We start from the raw sequence: 19,350 nt of genomic DNA, 5'->3' as shown, positions 1-19,350 counted from the left end.
CTGCCCGGTCGTCACGTTGGCGGACCGGGCCGGGTTTGACTCACACCAGCTCATTGGCGCGCGCCGCCGTATTAATTCCGCTAATCCCTTTCAGGCCGAGCTTACGCAGAATTTTAATTTTATAAGTGCTGATGGTTTTACTGCTCAGCTGTAATTGCGAGGCGATCTCTTTATTACTCATCCCGGAGGCCAGTTTCACCAGCACAATCAATTCGCGACGCGTTAAACTCATCAATTTCTCGCTTTCAATCAGTTCGGCGGCATCCGCCGCGCTGTGCGTGACCGGATAAAAACGTTTTCCGCGCTCGACTTCTTTTATTGCTGTCAATAAAGTTTCCAAATCGCCGCGTTTACACACATAGCCTTCTACCCCTAACTGCAGGCAACAGCGTTGATAAAACAGGCTTTCTGAGGCGGTAAAAACAATGATTTTTTGCTGCGGCAAAATACGTTTAATGTCGGCAATCAGCGGAATACCCGCGCGGCCGGGCATGGTCAGGTCCAGCAGCACCACGTCTGGCTGCGCATGATGTAATTCGCTAATCAATAAGTCGCCTTTGTTGGCAATGCCCGCAACCGAATAGTCATAAGCGTGCAGCAGTGCCTGAATACCCGCACAGATTAATGGGTGGTCATCAACTATAAATACCGAATGAATCATATGTGTAGTCCAAAAATAAACAAAAAAAAGAATGCAAGGAATAAACACCGATGAAAATTCATTAGCAGAGGTGTGACCAGATTAATTCACGGGTCTTAAGAATAAGATTTAAGTCCTGTCTGGAAAATTCTCATTTAAGGTAAATTTGACTTTTTTATGCGCCAGCACAAAGCGCGCCGATACTTTTTCCTGTCCGCATCTGCCGTGGTCATAAATCTGAAAACAAGCCGTTTTAACGTCAGGGGAATAAACCGCTGCGTATAAAAAGGTGCACCATGTTTTCCGTTGATCAGCTTCTCAATACTTACTGGCCAGGCCAGCAGCCAGCAAACTGGCAGAAAAGCCTGCTGAAGTGGGCGGTGCGTGAACAGGAGTTTCAGGACTTTGCTCAGCGCTATCCGCATCTGAAAGGGGTGGATATGGTGGAGCAGGTGCTGGAACACCTGGATGTGCGCTGTGAGCTCAGCGAACGCGACCTTGAACAGATCCCGACGCACGGGCCGGTGGTGATCGTCGCCAACCATCCGCTTGGCGCGCTGGACGGCCTGGCGCTGCTGGCGGCGGTATCGCAGGTGCGGCGCGACGTGAAAATCGTTGCCAACCGCATGCTGATGATGCTGGAACCCATCAACAACCTGATGCTGCCGGTGGATAACATGGGCAACCGCACCAGCCGCGAGCAGCTGACGCGCATGCAGCAGCATCTCGACAACCAGGGCGCGCTGATCATCTTCCCGGCCGGTGAAGTCTCGCGCCTGTCGAGCCGCGGCGTGCGTGACCGTCACTGGCACCACAGTTTTCTGCGCCTGGCCGCCCGCGCCCGCGCGCCGCTGGTACCGGTGCACGTGGTGGGACGTAACAGCCTGGCGTTTTACGCCGCGGCGAAGGTGGCGGCACCGCTGGCGCTGCTGATGCTGGTGCGCGAAATGTTCCGCCAGCGCGGCACGCGCATCAAACTGCATATCGGCGAGCAGATTCCTTTCGCCAACTGGCACGATGGCCATACGCCGGGCAAAGAGCTGGCGAAGCGGCTGCGCAAGCATCTGTACCGCATCGGCCAGGGACGGCGCGGTCTGTTTCTTACTGAAGCCGCCATCGCCCGCCCGGAAGATCGCGCTGAGCTGAAAAAAGCGTTGCTGGAGAGTGAACGGCTCGGGACGCTGCCGGACGGCAAACAGATCTATTTGTGGCGGCGCAACGGGGCCAGCTGGGTGCCGCTGCTGCGTGAACTGGGCCGGCTGCGCGAAATCGCCTTCCGTGCGGTGGGCGAGGGCAGCGGCCGGCGGCGCGATCTCGACAAGTATGACGATGATTACTATCACCTGATTTTATGGGATGACGAGGCGCTGGAGATTGTCGGGGCCTACCGCTTTATTCCCGGCGCCGAGCAGCTGGCGCGGCGCGGGCTGCAGGGTATCTACAGCGACAGCCTGTTCCACTATGACGAGCGCATGCTGCCGATTATTCAGCAGGGGCTGGAACTGGGGCGCAGCTTCATTCAGCCGGCCTACTGGGGCAAGCGCGGGCTGGATTATTTATGGATGGGCATCGGCGCTTACATTGCGCGCTATCCGCAGACGCGCTACCTGTTTGGCCCGGTATCAATCTCCGGCACCATGCCGCTGGCGGCACGCGATCTGCTGGTGGCGTTTTACCGTCTCTACTTTCCGACCGATCTGCCGCTGGCGAAGTCGCGCCGCCCTTATCCGGCGTCGCTGCCGGAGGTGCTGGCGCAGTTCACCGGCGATAACTACGCCGACGATTTGCGGCGTCTCAAGCATTTGCTGGCTAATCTCGGTACCGCGATTCCGACGCTGTACAAACAGTATTCGGAAGTGTGCGAGCCGGGCGGCGTGCAGTTTATCGATTTCGGCAGCGATCCGGATTTCAATCACTGCATTGATGGTCTGGTGCTGGTCGATCTGTCACGCGTGAAACCCGCACGTTATGAGCGCTATATCGGCATGCATTTAACCTGAACGCGCCAGATGACGTCAGTTAATGCCACCTGACAGCACGCCGCCGGAGAATCTCCGCGCGGCGTGCTGTCAACTTTGCGCAATAAATCCACTATCCCACTGAACATTTTCTCGCCACTGCCGATAACCACACTACCAACTTTTGTCAGCGGATGATTTGCGCTTGTAAGCGATGCGCTTTTGCGTTTAAGTCTGCCTGAAGATTAAGAATTATCTTAACTGCGCATCGAGACCAGGCCAGCATAGGCGAACAACAATGAACAATAACTCTGACGTAATGTACCGGCTACTGGTGCAGAGCGTGGTGGATTACGCCATCTACATGATTAAGCCGGATGGCACGGTGGCTAACTGGAACACCGGGGCGCAACGCGCCAAAGGCTATACCCCCGAAGAGATTGTCGGGAAGAATTTTGCGCTGTTTTACAGTGAAGAGGATCGGCGCAACGGCGCGCCGCAGCGCGGTCTGGCCATCGCCACCGCCACCGGGCGCTATGAAACCGAAGGCTGGCGCTATCGCAAGGACGGCAGCGCCTTCTGGGCGCACGTGGTGATCGACGCCATCCGCGATGAGTACGGCGAACTGCTGGGCTTTGCCAAAATCACCCGCGACTGCACCGAACAGCAGGCGCAGCAGCGTAAACAACAGGAACAGGAGCAGCGTTTCCGTTTATTGGTTGAAGGCGTAACGGACTACGCCATCTACATGCTCGACCTTGACGGCAACGTCGAAAACTGGAACGCTGGCGCGCAGCGCGCCAAAGGCTACGTGGCCGAAGAAATTGTCGGTCAGCACTTCTCGCGCTTCTACAGCGCACAGGATCGCCTGAACCATATCCCGGAACGCAACCTGACCACCGCGTTTAAAACCGGTCGCTTTGAAGACGAAGGCTGGCGCTATCGCAAAGATGGCAGCGCCTTTTGGGCGCATGTGATCATCGACGCGATTCGCGATGACGCCGGCAAACTGATCGGCTATGCCAAAATCACCCGCGACTGCACCGAACAGCAGGCGCTGCTGCGCAAGCAGCGTGAATACGAGAAAACCTTCCGCCTGTTAGTGGAAGGCGTGACGGATTACGCCATCTACATGCTGGATTTACAGGGCCGGGTGGTGAACTGGAACGCCGGCGCGCAGCGCGCCAAAGGCTACATGGCTGACGAGATCGTGGGCCAGCACTTCTCCGTGTTCTACGGCTCACCGGAACGTCAGGCACGCACGCCGGATGCCAATCTGGGCATCGCGCTGAAAACCGGTCGCTTTGAGGACGAGGGCTGGCGCTACCGCAAAGACGGCTCCGCCTTCTGGGCGCATGTGGTGATTGACGCGATTCATGATGAAGAGGGCAAAATGATCGGCTTTGCCAAGATCACCCGCGACGTCACCGAGCGGCGCGAGCACGAGCAGCAGCTGCTGCGCGCGCGCGATCTGGCGCAGGCGCAGAGCGCCAAAATGTCGGAGCTTTCCGGCTTCCTCGACACCATCATCAGCAACATTCCCTCCTGCGTGATCGTTGAAGACGCCATCAGCCGCGAAATCCTGATGGTCAATGACAAAGCCGAGCAGCTGTTTGGCTTCAGTAAGTCGCTGATTATGCATAAGCGGCCGCGCGAATGTATGTCGGCGGAACTGAGTGATTACTTCAACAGCCTGGCGGATATCGCGCTGCGCAGCGAAGGCATCCACACGCGCGAGCAGCTGTTACTGACCGCTGGCGGTGAGCGGGTGCTGCACACCCGCGCCACCACCATCAGCGGCAAAGACATGCGGCAGAATTACGTGATGCTAATTGTGGAAGATGTCACCGACCAGCGCGAAGCCGATGCGCGCATTCGTCACATGGCGCATCACGATAATCTTACCAGCCTGCCAAACCGCATCCTGTTTCGCCAGAAGCTGAGCGAGGCGCTGCGCGTCGATCAGCAGCAGGGCCAGACCAGCGCCACGCTGTGTCTCGATCTGGATAACTTCAAGAACGTGAACGATGCGCTGGGGCATCAAATCGGTGACGATCTGCTGCGGGTGGTGGCGAAGCGGCTGCGCAGCGTACTGCGCGATCAGGACACGCTGGCGCGCATCGGCGGCGATGAGTTTGCCATCGTGCTGCCCAACGTGCGGAATGCCGATGAGGCTGCGATTGTGGCGCAGCGCCTGATCGAGGCGATCCGCCCGCCGGTGAATGTTGAAGGCCACAACCTATCGGTCGGGCTGAGCGTCGGCATCGCGCTGACCTCGCAGGCCACCAATACGCCGGAACACATGCTGCGCTGCGCCGACATGGCGCTGTATGAAGCCAAGCGTAACGGCCGTAACCGTTATGAGCACTTTACGCTGGAGATGGATAATGTGGCGCGCAGCCGCCGGGTGATCGAGAACGATCTGCGCGAGGCAATTACCGGACGGCAGCTCAAGCTCTACTATCAGCCGATCACCAACGAAACCGGCATCATTGGCTATGAGGCGCTGATGCGCTGGCATCATCCGATCAAAGGATTGATCATGCCGAATGACTTCATTCCGATTGCCGAAGAGACCGGGCTGATCCACATGCTCGGCGCCTATGCACTGTACGAAGCCTGCCGCGAGGCGCAGAGCTGGGAAACCGAACAGTCGGTCTCGGTCAACCTGTCGCCGCTGCAGTTTAAGAACAGCTCGCTGGTGTCGGTGGTGGAGGGCGCGCTGCGCGAATCCGGCCTGGCGCCGTATCGGCTGGAGGTGGAGATCACCGAATCGGTGCTGCTGGATGACACGCTCGGCAATATTCGTACGCTGCAGAGCCTGAAAACGCTGGGCGTGCAGATTGCGCTCGACGACTTCGGCACCGGCTACTCGTCGCTCAGCTATCTGCGTTCGTTCCCGTTCGATAAGATCAAAATCGACAAGTCATTTATCAATGATATGGGCGACAGCCGCGAGGCGCTGGCGATCATCCGCGCGATTACCGGCATGAGCCGCAGCCTGGATATTCAGATCACCGCAGAGGGCGTGGAGAGTAATGAGCAGTTTGTCCGCCTGCGCGAAGAGGGCTGTACGCTGTTCCAGGGCTACCTGTTTGGCCGGCCACAGCCGTCGGAGCTCAGACTGAAGGCGCTGGAGTAAGCACAAAAAAACGCCCGACAGGGTCGGGCGTTGTGCATGCTGCTGTGCATAATCTTTATTATTTTTACTGGCCGTGGCCTTCGACGTTCATGCGGCCCAAATCTTTGTCCACCAGGAACAGACCTTCGCCTTTGTTGCCCACCAGCGCCAACTTGTCCAGCACGGTTTTGAACAGCTTCTCTTCTTCGTGCTGCTCGGCAACGTACCACTGCAGGAAGTTAAAGGTGGAGTAATCCTGCGAAGTCAGCGCGGCGTGCACCAGCTCGTTGATTTTGCTGGTGATCAGCTGCTCGTGCTTGAGCGCTTCTTCCAGGACATCATTCAGCGAGTTCCAGCTTATCGCCGGCGCGGCGATGCTGCCCAGCACCGGCAGTGAACCGGCATCGCTGACGTAATCAAACAGCTTCTGCATATGCTGCATCTCTTCACGCGAGTGCATTTTCAGGAACGAGGCGGCACCTTCGAAGCCTTTATCGCTGCACCAGGCACTCATCTGCAGATAGAGGTTGGCGGAGAAGAATTCGAGATTGAGCTGGTCGTTCAGGCGTGAGGTCATTTCAGCGGTTAACATGGCTGAGTCCTTTTTAATTTGTCAGGTGAAGTACGGCGAATTATGCATCAATCTATACTTTTTTGTGAAGGTTTTTTCGTAAAAAAGTTGAATTTATCTTATTGATTATAAATGGAATTATTCCGCTAGTTGAATGCGAAGAATTCTCAATTTTGACTAATTTTCATTCACAGTCCGCAGCACTGTTTTAGTGCAGCTGCGTTGCCTGCTGGCGGTGCAGCGCACAACTGCACCGATCACTTCTTCGCCAGTCACCCCGCCGATAAAATAAGCACTGGCGCAACCAGCAATAAACCTGACACGGCGATTTAAACGCTTATTCCGGCTGCTGCTTGTTACTGAACAAAATTAGCCATAGCGAAATTAAAGAAAGTACGCATTGGCATAAATCCTGCTTGGTTAATAGTTCCGTATATTGCAACCACGTCTGGCAGAAATAAGGCCAGCAGGAGAAAAGATGTCTGAAGAAAAAATCATGGCCGCGCCACAAACGGTCACGGCAAGCGCCGGAAATTATCTCGCGCTGATACTGGCAATAGTGTTTTTTTCCGGTTTGCTTTATAAGGTCGAAGGCTTTAGCTGGCTGGGCGCGTTTGATTTCACCACGCTGGGTGGCAGCTTTGGCACCATCAAAGAGTCAGGTTCCACCTTTCTCGGTGCCGGCGGCATCAGCGCCAAAGCCGGCTTTCTGTTCGCGCTGTCGCTGGCACCTACTGTAATGCTGGCGCTGGGCGTGCTGGAGATTTTCACCCACTACGGCGCGATTCGTGCCGCCCACACGCTGCTGACGCCACTGCTGAAACCGCTGATGGGGTTGCCGGGACGCTGCGGCCTGGCGCTGATTACCGATCTGCAAAGTACCGATGCCGGCGCGGCGCTCACTAAAGAGATGGCGGATCAGCAGCAAATCGGTAAAAAAGAGCTGGTGGTGATGAGCGCCTGGCAATATTCCGGTGCCGGACTGATCAATAATTATTTTGCCATTGGCTCGGCGCTATTTGCGTCCATGAGTGCACCAATCATTATTCCGCTGCTGCTAATGTTTGTGCTGAAATTCGTCGGTGCGGCATTTGTCCGTTTTGTGTTAAACAGTGTTTATAAGAAGGATTTTGCTGATGTCAAATAACGTACAGACGCGGGTCAATAATAATCCGTTTGATATTTTTATTGTCGGCGCGCGTAAAGGCTTCCATATTGCTATTCACAATCTGATGCCCAATGTGGTGATGGCCTACGTACTGGCGGAAGTGCTGAATCTGCTCGGCATCATGCAGTTTCTTGGCCACGCGTTTGCACCGCTGATGGGGATTTTCGGTTTGCCCGGCGAGGCTATCACCGTGCTGCTGACCGCGTGGCTGTCATCCTCGGCCAGCGTCGGGGTGGCGGTAAGCCTGATGGCGAAAGGCCTGCTGAGCGGTACCGACATCACCATCCTCGCGCCGGCGATTTTTCTTATGGGGTCACAGTTGCAGTACATGGGCCGCCTGCTGGGCGTCGCCGATGTGCCGAAAAAATACTGGCCGCTGCTGATGCTCACCAGCATTATCAATGCGGTTATCGCTATGTTCGTGATGCGTTTTTTTGTTTAGGAGCGAAACGGTGTCCAGAGTTCTCGATCACTACCATTTTCTGCATGAAATCCCGGAGCTGGGGTTTCAGGAAGTTAAAACCTCGGCCTACATCGCCGGCCAGCTGGAACAGGCTGGCATTAAGGTCACGCGCGGCATCAACCAGACCACTGGCATCGTGGCGGAGATCGACAGCGGCGTGCCCGGCCCGGTGCTGGCATTGCGCGCCGACATGGATGCGCTCGGGCACGTGATCGACGGCGTTGCCTGCGCCCGCCATACCTGCGGCCATGACGGCCACTCGTCGGTGGTGCTGACCGCCGCGCAGGAGCTACTGCAGGAAGGCGCTATTAAAAAAGGGCGGCTGAAGCTGCTGTTCCAGCCGGCTGAAGAGCTGGGGGCCGGCGCGCTGGCGATGATTGAGGGCGGCGCGCTGGATGACGTGGAGATGATCCTCGGCTTCCATTTGCGCCCGCTGGAGGAGTGCCAGGTCGGGCAGGCGACGCCTGCGGTGATCTATTCAGCGTGCAGCACGCTGGAGGCCACCATTAAAGGTGTTCCGGCCCATGCCGCGCGACCGCATCTCGGCGTCAACGCGCTTGATGCGGCAGTCCAGGCGGTGCAGGCGGTGAACAGCATTCATCTGGCACCGGGCCTCACCTGGAGCGTAAAAGCGACGCGCTTCCTGTGCGACGCCGGCGTGACCAACTCGGTGCCGGACGAGGCGCGCGTGGTGTGGGATCTGCGTTCGCAGGAGAACGCGCCGATGGAACTGCTTAAAGAGAAAGTCAGCCAGGCGATTCAGCACAGCGTGGCCGCGCTGGGCGCAACCGCTGAAGTGGTGGTGCTGAAAGAGATGCCGGCGGCGGAAATTGATGCCGATGCCACCGCGCTGCTGAGCGCCGCGATTGTCGATGTGCTCGGCGAGCAGGGATTACTGGCGGCGAAAACCACGCCGGGCAGCGAGGATTTCTTCTACTATCCGGTGAAAAATCCGCAGGTGAAAGCCGGTTTCTGGGGGCTGGGAACCAATCTGGTGCCGGGACTGCACCATCCGCAGATGCGCTTTGAGCTGAGTTCGCTGGAGATCGGTGTGAAAATCTTCAAGGCGGCAGTGGTGCGCATGCTGGGGTAACGCGCCTCAGCGCGCGCCCACGCCCACGGTCTGATTCCACACCATCTCATCGAGCAAAATCGAGCTGTGCTGGCTGGTCTCAATCACCAGTGAGACCGGCTTCATGCCAGCGAAGCAGAATACTTCGTGGCGCTTTTTGCTGGCGTTCAGGCGACGAAACGCCACGATGCGTCCGGCACGGTTGTAGAAGCGCACTTCGCTAAAGTAGGTGTTGAGACCGATGTAGCTCAGCACCAAATCGTGTAGCGGCGGCAGATCAAACTTCACCAGCGTCTGCCGCTCAATCACCAGCGCGCACTTGTCGCTGTCGGCGTGATACGGTGCTAACGACACCGCGCCCCGGCGGGCAGTGACCGACAGCGCGGCGTCCAGCATGTACGGATACTCCGGGACAAAATGCTGACCGGCAGAAAAACCGGGACGCGGCGTGAGCAGATAATGCAGGTGCGCCGGCAGGCTGCTGCGGGAAAAATCAGCGCGGCCGGTGGCAGGCAGCACTGGGTTATCCGGCGCGTTGATCAGCAGCATCTCGCCGGGTTTGCGGTACATCTGCGCGGACGACGACAGGGCGGCGTTTCGGTGCGACGGGCTGTAGGTATGTGGGTTAAGCTGTAGAGTCATTTTGCTGTCCTTGCCGGGGTGACGGTTCCGGACAGGCATTCTCAGCCAGACATCGCTTAGTGTTTACAAGACATGTCCTGAACTGCGCGAGCATCGTCTCATCCTGCCGCAGATTCCCCCGCCTGCTGAAATATTGTATGCTATGCCGCCTCAATGCTGATGGGATAACCGGACTGCCGCCAATGTAGATCGCACACACCCTGCTGTGACCCGACGCGCATGCGTCGCCATTGGCACCGTTATCCGCCGGACTGGCTCCGGAATGATTTATTCGCAGCGCGCCGCTCGCGCGTTGCCCTGAAGAAGAATTCACTCATGTCTATTGCTCCCTTTTTAGAAGAAGTGGCGCGCCGCCGGACCTTTGCGATCATCTCGCACCCGGACGCCGGTAAAACCACAATCACCGAAAAAGTCCTGCTGTTCGGACAGGCGATCCAGACCGCCGGTACCGTTAAAGGTCGCGGCTCCAGCCAGCATGCCAAATCAGACTGGATGGAGATGGAGAAGCAGCGCGGTATCTCCATCACCACCTCGGTGATGCAGTTCCCGTATCGCGACAGCCTGGTTAACCTGCTGGATACCCCCGGGCACGAAGACTTCTCGGAAGATACCTACCGTACGCTGACGGCGGTGGACTGCTGCCTGATGGTGATCGACGCCGCGAAAGGGGTTGAGGATCGTACCCGCAAGCTGATGGAAGTAACCCGTCTGCGCGACACGCCGATCATCACCTTTATGAACAAACTGGACCGCGACATTCGCGACCCGATGGAACTGCTGGATGAGGTCGAGAGCGAGCTGAAAATCGCCTGTGCGCCGATCACCTGGCCGATTGGCTGCGGCAAGCTGTTCAAAGGCGTGTATCACCTCTACAACGATGAAACTTACCTGTATCAGAGCGGCAAAGGCCACACGATTCAGGAAGTGCGCGTGGTAAAAGGGCTGGCGAACCCGGAACTGGACGCGGCCGTCGGCGAAGAGCTGGCGCAGCAGCTGCGCGAAGAGCTGGAGCTGGTGCAGGGCGCATCGCACGAGTTCGACAAAGAGCTGTTCCTGAGCGGCGAAATCACGCCGGTGTTCTTCGGTACCGCGCTGGGCAACTTTGGCGTCGATCACATGCTGGATGGTCTGGTTGCCTGGGCGCCGGCGCCCATGCCGCGCCAGACCGATACCCGCAAAGTCGAAGCCAAAGAGGAGAAGTTCAGCGGCTTCGTGTTTAAGATTCAGGCCAACATGGACCCGAAACACCGTGACCGCGTGGCCTTTATGCGCGTGGTGTCCGGCAAATATGAGAAGGGCATGAAGCTGCGTCAGGTGCGTACCGGTAAAGATGTGGTGATCTCCGATGCGCTGACCTTCATGGCGGGCGACCGTTCGCACGTTGAGGAAGCTTATCCGGGCGATATCATCGGCCTGCATAACCACGGCACCATCCAGATTGGCGACACCTTCACCCAGGGCGAAACCATGAAGTTCACCGGTATTCCGAACTTCGCTCCGGAACTGTTCCGTCGCATTCGCCTGCGCGATCCGTTGAAGCAGAAACAGCTGCTGAAAGGGCTGGTCCAGCTGTCGGAAGAGGGCGCCGTGCAGGTGTTCCGTCCGGTGCACAACAACGATCTGATTGTGGGTGCGGTGGGCGTGCTGCAGTTTGATGTGGTCGTGGCGCGTCTCAAGAGCGAGTACAACGTTGAGGCGATTTACGAGGCCATCAACGTGTCGACCGCCCGCTGGGTTGAGTGCAGCGACGCGAAGAAGTTTGACGACTTCCAGCGCAAAAACGAGATCAACCTGGCGCTCGATGGCGGTGACAACCTCACCTATATCGCCCCGACCATGGTCAACCTCAACATCACGCAGGAGCGCTATCCTGACGTGACCTTCCGTAAAACGCGCGAGCACTAAGTTCGCCGTCTTCACCGGGCTGCTGCTTTCTGCCGCCCGGTTTTCTCCGATACAGACTCCTCTTAATTGCGCTGCGGTTATCGCTTTTTGGCGAGATATCAACCACAAAAGCCAGCAAAAGCTGTAATCCCTACTATGATTATTCTGTCGGACGAGAAAACGGACCTGTGGGTCTGATTACGTCCATCACGCAGCAACGTGGTGTGTTGCTGGCGCATTCGCGGTTGCGAGTGGGTTAACTGATAGAAGGATGATATCGATGAATAAGACTAAGATTGCTAAAACCCTGATTGCTGCACTGGCCGGTACTGCACTGTTAAGCGGCGCGGCAATGGCGGCTGATACCAGCAGCAGCGCGGGTTCCAAAATCGATAGTTCTATGAAAAAAGTCGATGGCTTTATGGATGACAGCGGCATCACCGCCAAAGCCAAAGCCGCGCTGGTGGACGATGAAGCAATTAAAAGTACGGATATCTCCGTCAAAACGCAGCAAGGCGTGGTTACGCTGAGCGGTTTTGTCACCTCGCAGGACCAGGCCGAGAAGGCTGTGGCGCTGGTGCAGAAGGTGGAAGGGGTTAAATCCGTCAGCGACAAACTACACGTCAGAGACAGCAAACAGAGTTCATTGAAAGGTTATGCAGGTGATGCAGCAACCACCAGTGAAATAAAAGCTAAACTTTTAGCAGATGACATTGTGCCATCGCGCAACGTGAAGGTGGAAACCACCGATGGCGTGGTACAGCTGTCCGGGGAAGTGGCGAATCAGGCCCAGTCCGATCGGGCTGAGAAGATCGCCAAAGCCATTGAAGGCGTGAAAAGCGTGAAGAATGACCTCAAGGTGAAATCTTAACGCAACCGGAACGGCATCACCAACGGTGCCGTTCCGCATTAAAAACAGTGATGTGAAGAATAAGCAGTTCGATTTTCACTATGGTAAAGGAGAGGCTTATGTTTCGTTGGGGTATTATCTTTCTGGTCATCGCTCTGATTGCTGCAGCATTAGGTTTTGGCGGTCTGGCGGGTACGGCAGCATGGGCAGCTAAAATTGTCTTTATTGTCGGTATTATTCTGTTCCTCGTGAGCCTGTTTACCGGGCGCAAACGACCCTGACCCACTGCGTTAACCATGTTAACCCGCTAGTCACATAAAGCGGAGGCCAGTCATTGCCACCATTGAAGGTGCGCCGCGACGATTGCAGGATGCGGTTGGTCAGGGAACGACAATGACTGGTTCTCCGGGATGCTGATTGAGCGCCTCCCTCAGAGCAGCAAACACTGAGGGACATCCATTGGGAATACGCATCCCGGTGTCGCTGGACACCTTTGAGCCACTGGCACTCACGCCATTCAAATCCAAAAAAATCGCGCTGGTCTGCGAAGGCGGCGGGCAACGCGGCATTTTCACGGCGGGCGTACTGGATGAATTTCAGCGCGCAGGCTTTAACCCCTTTCAGTTGATGCTCGGCACTTCGGCCGGTGCACAAAACCTCTCAGCCTTCGTCTGTGCTCAGCCCGGTTATGCGCGGCGCGTGATTACCCGTTACACCACCAGTAAACTGTTTTTCGATCCGCTGCGTTTTGTGCGCGGTGGCCACCTGATCGATCTCGACTGGCTGGTGGATATCACTAAACAGGAGTTCCCTCTAGCGCTGAGCAGCGCCGAAAGCCTGTTTGCCAAAGGCAGCGAATTTTACATGTGCGCCTGCCGTAGCGATGATTACAGCGCGCAGTATTTCAATCCCACCAATCTGACCTGGCATGACATCATTAAGGCTTCCAGCGCGATCCCCGGTTTCTACCGCAGCGGCGTGTTGATGGATGGTGTGAGCTATCTCGACGGCGGCATCAGTGATGCCATTCCGGTGCGCGAAGCGGCGCGGCGTGGCGCCGATACTATTGTGGTGATCCGTACCGTGCCGTCACAGATGGCGTATACGCCGAAGTGGTTTAAACGCATGGAGCGCTGGCTGAGCGACAGCGCCCTGCAGCCGATGATCAATATCCTGCATCAGCACGAAGAGAGCTACCGCCAGATTCAGCAGTTTATTGAACAGCCGCCGGATAATCTGCGCATCATTGAAATCTTTCCGCCAAAGCCGCTGGCCAGCATGGCGCTGGGCAGTCGTCTGGCGTCGCTGAATCAGGATTATCATCTGGGGCGCCGTAGCGGGCGCTATTTCCTGGCAACGCTGGGTCAGTGGCTGAGCGATGCTGAACCGCTGGCGCGACCGATTGCCGTGACGCCGCCCGCCGCCGTCGCAAACGCGCCGGATAACCGGCCGGTCAGCACGCCACCGCTGGCGGGCAATGACGCCGACTACGATGCAGGATCGCTGGCATGAGATTTATCGACACCCACTGCCACTTTGATTTTCCGCCATTTGTCACCGCTGCCGAACACAGTATCGCGCAGGCGGCGCAGGCGGGCGTGGAACGCATCATCGTGCCGTGCGTGGATGCCAGCCGTTTTGCCGTGGTGAGCCAGCTGGCGCAGCAGCATCCGGCGCTGTATAGCGCGCTCGGGCTGCACCCGATCAATATTGCGCAACATCAGGATGACGATCTCGATCGCCTTGAGCAGTACCTGCAAACGCCGGATGCAAAACGCGTGGCGATCGGGGAAATCGGGCTGGATCTGTATATGGAAGCGCCGGATTTTGCGCGGCAAACCCGGCTGCTGGAGGCGCAGCTGAAGCTGGCAAAGCGCTATGATTTGCCGGTGATCCTGCATTCGCGACGTACGCACGATCAGCTGGCGCAGTATTTGCGCCGTCACGACGTGCCGCGACGCGGCGTGGTGCACGGCTTTGCCGGCAGCCAGCAGCAGGCGGAGCGTTTCATCGCGCTTGGCTACGCGATTGGTGTCGGCGGCACCATTACCTATGCGCGCGCCAGCAAAACCCGCCACACCATCGCCAGCCTGCCATTGCAGGCGCTGCTGCTGGAAACCGATGCGCCGGATATGCCGCTGCACGGTTTTCAGGGCCAGCCCAATCGCCCGGAGCGCGCGCGTAATGTGTTTGAAGTATTGTGCCAGCTGCGCCAGGAACCGCTCGATGAGATCGCCGATGCGCTGTGGCACAACAGCCTGCGTTTGTTCGCGCTGCCGGATTGAGTATTGATCCTGCGCCTGCCGCCCCTTCACTTCATCTAATAGCGCCGTCACGGTTAATCGCCGTTGCAGTTTTGCCAGCGGCACAATTTATTGCGCGATGAATCGCGTCGCTGCAACGCCTCTGCCACTTCTGCTGATGTGCTGACAACTCCCGCTCTGTCGCAAATTAACTACGCTTTAACGATATCCGATACCTTTTTGCAGCAACATTTGTGATAATAATCACAATCGTATCGTGCCGCGCTGTTCGGCAAAATAGCGATTTAATGTGATTAAAATCGCTAAATGCATGTATATCAGAGCGCGGTTTCCTTTTCCTTGTGACAAGCCTCGCAATTCTACGCGGCGTGGGTTGTTATAATTATCACATTCTCCGGTGAGCAGATTTCACCGGCCTGACTTTGGAGAGCACCATGACCGATCTGAACGCGGCCGCGCAGTGCGCGCTGCAACTGATGGACCTGACCACCCTGAACGAAGACGACACCGATGAAAAAGTGATCGCGCTGTGCCATCAGGCGAAATCACCGGCCGGTAACACGGCGGCGATCTGTATCTATCCGCGCTTTATCCCGATTGCACGTAAGACGCTGCGCGAGCAGGGCACGCCGGAAATTCGTATCGCGACCGTCACTAACTTCCCGCACGGTAACGACGACATCGACATCGCGCTGGCGGAAACCCGTGCGGCAATCGCCTACGGCGCGGATGAAGTTGACGTGGTATTCCCGTACCGTGCGCTGATTGCCGGTAATCGTGACGTTGGCTTTGCGCTGGTAAAAGCCTGTAAAGAGGCCTGTGCGGCGGCGAACGTGCTGCTGAAAGTGATCATTGAAACCGGCGAGCTAAAAGAGGAAGCGCTGATTCGTGCAGCGTCCGAAATCGCGATCGATGCCGGCGCGGATTTCATCAAAACCTCTACCGGTAAAGTGCCGGTCAACGCCACGCCAGAGGTGGCGGCGATCATGATGCAGGTAATCCGTGACAAAGGCGTGCAGCAGCAGGTGGGCTTCAAACCGGCTGGCGGCGTGCGCACGGCGGAAGATGCCGCTATCTACCTGCAGCTGGCCGACGACATCCTCGGCAGCGGCTGGGCGGATGCGCGTCATTTCCGCTTCGGCGCTTCCAGCCTGTTAGCCAGCCTGCTGAATACCCTGGGTCACGCTACGGCGACCAGCAAAGCCGGTTATTGATCCACGCGGTCGCTAAAATGGCGGCCCACGGCGTCACTGCCGTCAGGTGCGCATTGCTGCGCAACTGGCGGCTGTCATTCAGCGATACATCGCTTTTCCGGGGAGGCAACCTTGTTCCTGCCACAAGAAATTATTCGTAAAAAACGCGACGGTCAGCCGCTGAGCGAAGCGGAAATCCGCTTTTTCATCAACGGCGTGCGTGATAACAGCGTGTCTGAAGGGCAAATCGCCGCGCTGGCGATGACGATTTATTTTCACGACATGAACCTGGAAGAGCGCGTGGCGCTGACCATGGCGATGCGCGATTCCGGCACGGTACTCAACTGGCTGGCGCTGAATCTCAACGGACCGATTGTTGATAAACACTCGACCGGCGGCGTGGGCGATGTCACTTCGCTGATGCTGGGTCCGATGGTGGCGGCCTGCGGCGGCTACGTGCCAATGATTTCCGGGCGCGGCCTCGGTCACACTGGCGGCACGCTGGATAAGCTGGAAGCCATTCCCGGCTTCGATATCTTCCCCAGCGACGATCGCTTCCGCCAGATCATCAAACAGGTCGGCGTTGCCATTATCGGTCAGACTAATTCGCTGGCGCCGGCGGACAAGCGGTTCTACGCCACGCGCGATATCACCGCCACCGTGGATTCCATTCCGCTGATCACCGCCTCGATCCTCGCCAAAAAATTAGCCGAGGGATTAGACGCGCTGGTGATGGATGTCAAAGTCGGATCCGGGGCGTTTATGCCAACCTTTGAGGCTTCGCAGCAGCTGGCGCAGGCGATTGTCGGCGTCGCCAACGGCGCGGGATGCAAAACCACCGCGCTGCTCACCGACATGAACCAGGTGCTGGCGTCGAGCGCCGGTAATGCGCTGGAAGTGCGCGAAGCAGTGCATTTCCTCACCGGTGAGGCGCGCAATCCGCGGCTGCTGGAAGTCACGCTGGCGCTGTGCGCTGAGATGCTGATCTCCGGCAAACTGGCGGCGAACGAAGCCGAAGCGCGGCAAAAACTGCAGCAGGTGCTGGATAACGGTAAAGCGGCTGAGGTGTTTGCACGCATGGTGGCGGCGCAGAACGGCCCGACGGATTTCATCGAGCAGATGGACCGCTACCTGCCGGCACCGATGCTGAGCAAAGCGGTGTACGCCGATCGTCCCGGCATCGTCAGCGCCATGGACACGCGGGCGCTGGGCATGGCGGTGGTGGCGCTGGGCGGTGGCCGTCAGCGCGCCAGCGACAGCATTGATTACAGCGTGGGCCTCAGCGACATGATCACGCTGGGCAGTGAGGTCAATGCGCAGCAGCCGCTGGCGGTGATTCATGCCGCGTCGGAAGCACAGTGGCAGCAGGCCGCTGCGGCAGTGAAAGCGGCGATAACGCTCAGCGACCACGCCCCGGAGGCCACGCCGGTGGTGTATCGCCGCATCAGCGAATAGTGGCGTAACTGCGTGCCAGGCAGCGGCCGTTCGGGTATACTGATCTGATCGCTTTTTTTTGACTTGTCATCGCGCTATGGCGCAGGAGACTTGCATGAAACGTGCTTTTATTATGGTTCTCGACTCCTTCGGGATTGGTTCCAGCAAAGACGCCGATAAATTCGGTGATGAAGGATCGGATACGCTCGGCCATATCGCCGAAGCGTGCTTTGAAGGCCGCGCCAATGAAGGCCGCGAAGGTCCGCTGCATCTGCCCAACATGACCGCGCTCGGCCTTGGCAAAGCGGCGGAACTCTCTACCGGCCGCTTCCCGCCGGGACTGGATCCGCAGGCGGAAATTATCGGCGCTTACGCTTACGCCAGCGAACTCTCTTCGGGCAAAGATACGCCGTCCGGCCACTGGGAAATCGCCGGGGTGCCGGTGCTGTTTGACTGGGGCTACTTCAGCGACAAAGAGAACAGCTTCCCGCAGGAGCTGCTGGATACGCTGGTAAAACGCGCCGATCTGCCGGGCTACCTCGGCAACTGCCACTCCTCCGGCACGGTAATTCTTGACCAGCTGGGCGAGGAGCACATGAAAAGCGGCAAGCCGATTTTCTATACCTCGGCAGATTCGGTGTTCCAGATTGCCTGTCATGAAGAGACCTTTGGCCTCGATCGCCTGTACGCGCTGTGTGAAATTGCGCGTGAAGAGCTGACCAACGGCGGCTATAACATTGGCCGCGTAATCGCGCGTCCGTTTGTCGGCGATAAAGCCGGTAACTTCCAGCGCACCGGTAACCGTCACGATCTGGCGGTCGAACCACCGGCACCAACCATGCTGAAAAAGCTGGTGGATGAGAAGGGCGGCGAAGTGATTTCAGTGGGTAAAATCGCTGATATCTACGCGGAGCAGGGCATCACGCAAAAGGTCAAAGCCACCGGTCTGGATGCGCTGTTTGATGCTACCATTGAGCAGATGAAGAAGGCGCCGGACAACTCAATTGTGTTCACCAACTTCGTCGATTTTGACTCGACCTGGGGCCATCGCCGCGATATCGCCGGTTATGCCGGTGGGCTGGAGCTGTTTGACCGCCGTCTGCCGGAGCTGATGGCGTTGGTGAAAGAGGGTGATATCCTGATTCTCACCGCTGACCACGGCTGCGATCCGAGCTGGCATGGCACTGAGCACACGCGCGAGCACATCCCGATTCTGATCTACGGTCCAGAAGTAAAACCGGGCTCGCTGGGTTACCGCGATACCTTCGCCGATATCGGCCAGACTATCGCCAGCTATTTTGGCCTGTCCAGCATGGACTACGGCAAAAGCTTGCTGTAAAACAGCCACCACTTTTTCATAAGGAAGAACAACAATGGCAACTCCTCATATTAATGCCGAAATGGGCGATTTCGCGGACGTGGTGCTGATGCCAGGCGATCCGCTGCGTGCAAAACACATTGCCGAGACTTTCCTCGACGATGTGGTCGAAGTGAATAACGTACGCGGCATGCTGGGCTTCACCGGGACTTACAAAGGCCGCAAAATCTCCGTGATGGGCCACGGTATGGGTATTCCATCCTGCTCGATCTACACCAAAGAGCTGATCACCGATTTCGGCGTGAAGAAGATCATTCGTGTCGGTTCCTGCGGTGCCGTGCGTGCAGACGTGAAACTGCGTGATGTGGTGATTGGTATGGGTGCCTGCACCGATTCAAAAGTTAACCGCATGCGTTTCAAGGATCACGATTTTGCCGCCATCGCGGATTTCGACATGGTGCGTAACGCGGTTGACGCGGCTAAAGCGCTGGGCGTGGACGCGCGCGTTGGTAACATCTTCTCCGCTGATTTGTTCTATACGCCGGACCCGCAGATGTTCGACGTGATGGAGAAGTACGGCATCCTCGGCGTGGAGATGGAAGCCGCCGGCATCTACGGTGTGGCGGCAGAGTTTGGTGCCAAAGCGCTGACCATCTGTACCGTGTCGGATCACATCCGTACGCACGAGCAAACCACCGCGGCAGAGCGTCAGACGACGTTCAACGATATGATTAAGATCGCGCTGGAGTCGGTGCTGCTGGGGGATTGATTT

General features: G+C 57.4%; 17 protein-coding genes. 14 read left to right on the top strand and 3 right to left on the bottom strand.

Annotated features, from left to right (window positions below; translation table 11 throughout):
* Positions 1 to 40: 40 nt before the first annotated feature.
* Entirely contained in the window at positions 41 to 661 is a 621-nt protein-coding gene (locus C1N60_RS17155; RefSeq protein ID WP_021507669.1) for a response regulator transcription factor, read from the bottom strand.
* Positions 662 to 936: 275 nt separating this feature from the next.
* On the opposite strand from C1N60_RS17155, the gene C1N60_RS17150 reads away from it, so the two are divergent.
* Both C1N60_RS17150 and C1N60_RS17145 read left to right on the top strand, forming a co-directional pair.
* Positions 937 to 2,640, top strand: a complete 1,704-nt coding sequence (locus C1N60_RS17150; protein ID WP_141496213.1) for a lysophospholipid acyltransferase family protein — start codon at positions 937 to 939, stop codon at positions 2,638 to 2,640.
* 256 nt (positions 2,641 to 2,896) lie between these two features.
* On the top strand, positions 2,897 to 5,740 hold the full coding sequence (locus C1N60_RS17145) for a sensor domain-containing protein (protein ID WP_394521144.1): 2,844 nt from the start codon (positions 2,897 to 2,899) through the stop codon (positions 5,738 to 5,740).
* Between the two features lie 64 nt (positions 5,741 to 5,804).
* On the opposite strand, the gene ftnA is transcribed toward C1N60_RS17145, so the two are convergent.
* Positions 5,805 to 6,311: a non-heme ferritin gene (ftnA, locus tag C1N60_RS17140; protein WP_058774869.1), complete on the bottom strand. Its 507-nt coding sequence runs from the start codon at positions 6,309 to 6,311 to the stop codon at positions 5,805 to 5,807.
* A gap of 457 nt (positions 6,312 to 6,768) precedes the next feature.
* Between ftnA and C1N60_RS17135 the strand changes: the two genes are divergently transcribed.
* From C1N60_RS17135 to C1N60_RS17125, 3 genes are read left to right on the top strand one after another with little or no spacing between them, the layout of a single operon-like run.
* Positions 6,769 to 7,437, top strand: coding sequence for a nucleoside recognition domain-containing protein (locus C1N60_RS17135; protein WP_394521143.1), 669 nt, complete (start codon positions 6,769 to 6,771; stop codon positions 7,435 to 7,437).
* Entirely contained in the window at positions 7,427 to 7,900 is a 474-nt protein-coding gene (locus C1N60_RS17130) for a YjiG family protein (RefSeq protein ID WP_021507664.1), read from the top strand. The genes C1N60_RS17135 and C1N60_RS17130 overlap by 11 nt, the downstream gene beginning before the upstream one ends.
* Before the next feature lie 10 nt (positions 7,901 to 7,910).
* Positions 7,911 to 9,014 (top strand): M20 peptidase aminoacylase family protein, encoded by a 1,104-nt coding sequence (locus tag C1N60_RS17125; protein WP_058759555.1) that lies wholly within the window; start codon positions 7,911 to 7,913, stop codon positions 9,012 to 9,014.
* 6 nt (positions 9,015 to 9,020) lie between these two features.
* On the opposite strand, the gene C1N60_RS17120 is transcribed toward C1N60_RS17125, so the two are convergent.
* Complete coding sequence (locus C1N60_RS17120; RefSeq protein ID WP_282996923.1) at positions 9,021 to 9,635, bottom strand: hypothetical protein; 615 nt, start codon at positions 9,633 to 9,635, stop codon at positions 9,021 to 9,023.
* Between the two features lie 315 nt (positions 9,636 to 9,950).
* Between C1N60_RS17120 and prfC the strand changes: the two genes are divergently transcribed.
* The 9 genes from prfC (at position 9,951) to deoD (ending at position 19,347) form a co-directional block, all read left to right on the top strand.
* A complete protein-coding gene (gene prfC, locus C1N60_RS17115; protein WP_394521142.1) occupies positions 9,951 to 11,540 on the top strand; it encodes a peptide chain release factor 3 in 1,590 nt (529 codons plus the stop codon).
* Between the two features lie 259 nt (positions 11,541 to 11,799).
* Positions 11,800 to 12,390 carry a molecular chaperone OsmY gene (gene osmY, locus C1N60_RS17110; RefSeq protein WP_021507660.1) on the top strand — a complete coding sequence of 197 codons (591 nt, stop codon included), beginning with the start codon at positions 11,800 to 11,802 and terminating at the stop codon, positions 12,388 to 12,390.
* A gap of 98 nt (positions 12,391 to 12,488) precedes the next feature.
* Complete coding sequence (locus C1N60_RS17105; RefSeq protein WP_007893192.1) at positions 12,489 to 12,650, top strand: DUF1328 domain-containing protein; 162 nt, start codon at positions 12,489 to 12,491, stop codon at positions 12,648 to 12,650.
* 178 nt (positions 12,651 to 12,828) lie between these two features.
* Positions 12,829 to 13,881 carry a patatin-like phospholipase family protein gene (locus tag C1N60_RS17100; protein WP_031279725.1) on the top strand — a complete coding sequence of 351 codons (1,053 nt, stop codon included), beginning with the start codon at positions 12,829 to 12,831 and terminating at the stop codon, positions 13,879 to 13,881.
* On the top strand, positions 13,878 to 14,654 hold the full coding sequence (locus C1N60_RS17095) for a TatD family hydrolase (protein WP_394521141.1): 777 nt from the start codon (positions 13,878 to 13,880) through the stop codon (positions 14,652 to 14,654). Before C1N60_RS17100 ends, C1N60_RS17095 begins: the two co-directional genes overlap by 4 nt.
* Before the next feature lie 413 nt (positions 14,655 to 15,067).
* Positions 15,068 to 15,847, top strand: coding sequence for a deoxyribose-phosphate aldolase (gene deoC / locus C1N60_RS17090; RefSeq protein WP_394521140.1), 780 nt, complete (start codon positions 15,068 to 15,070; stop codon positions 15,845 to 15,847).
* Positions 15,848 to 15,958: 111 nt separating this feature from the next.
* Positions 15,959 to 17,281 carry a thymidine phosphorylase gene (gene deoA / locus C1N60_RS17085; protein ID WP_394521139.1) on the top strand — a complete coding sequence of 441 codons (1,323 nt, stop codon included), beginning with the start codon at positions 15,959 to 15,961 and terminating at the stop codon, positions 17,279 to 17,281.
* Between the two features lie 94 nt (positions 17,282 to 17,375).
* Positions 17,376 to 18,599, top strand: coding sequence for a phosphopentomutase (deoB, locus tag C1N60_RS17080; protein ID WP_021507655.1), 1,224 nt, complete (start codon positions 17,376 to 17,378; stop codon positions 18,597 to 18,599).
* Positions 18,600 to 18,633: 34 nt separating this feature from the next.
* Positions 18,634 to 19,347 (top strand): purine-nucleoside phosphorylase, encoded by a 714-nt coding sequence (gene deoD, locus C1N60_RS17075; protein ID WP_021507654.1) that lies wholly within the window; start codon positions 18,634 to 18,636, stop codon positions 19,345 to 19,347.
* Positions 19,348 to 19,350 lie beyond the last annotated feature (3 nt).

This window comes from Pantoea sp. SGAir0184 (genome assembly GCF_043544755.1).
The sequence above is the reverse complement of the archived record's forward strand: the minus strand, read 5'-3'. Positions and strand labels throughout refer to the sequence as shown.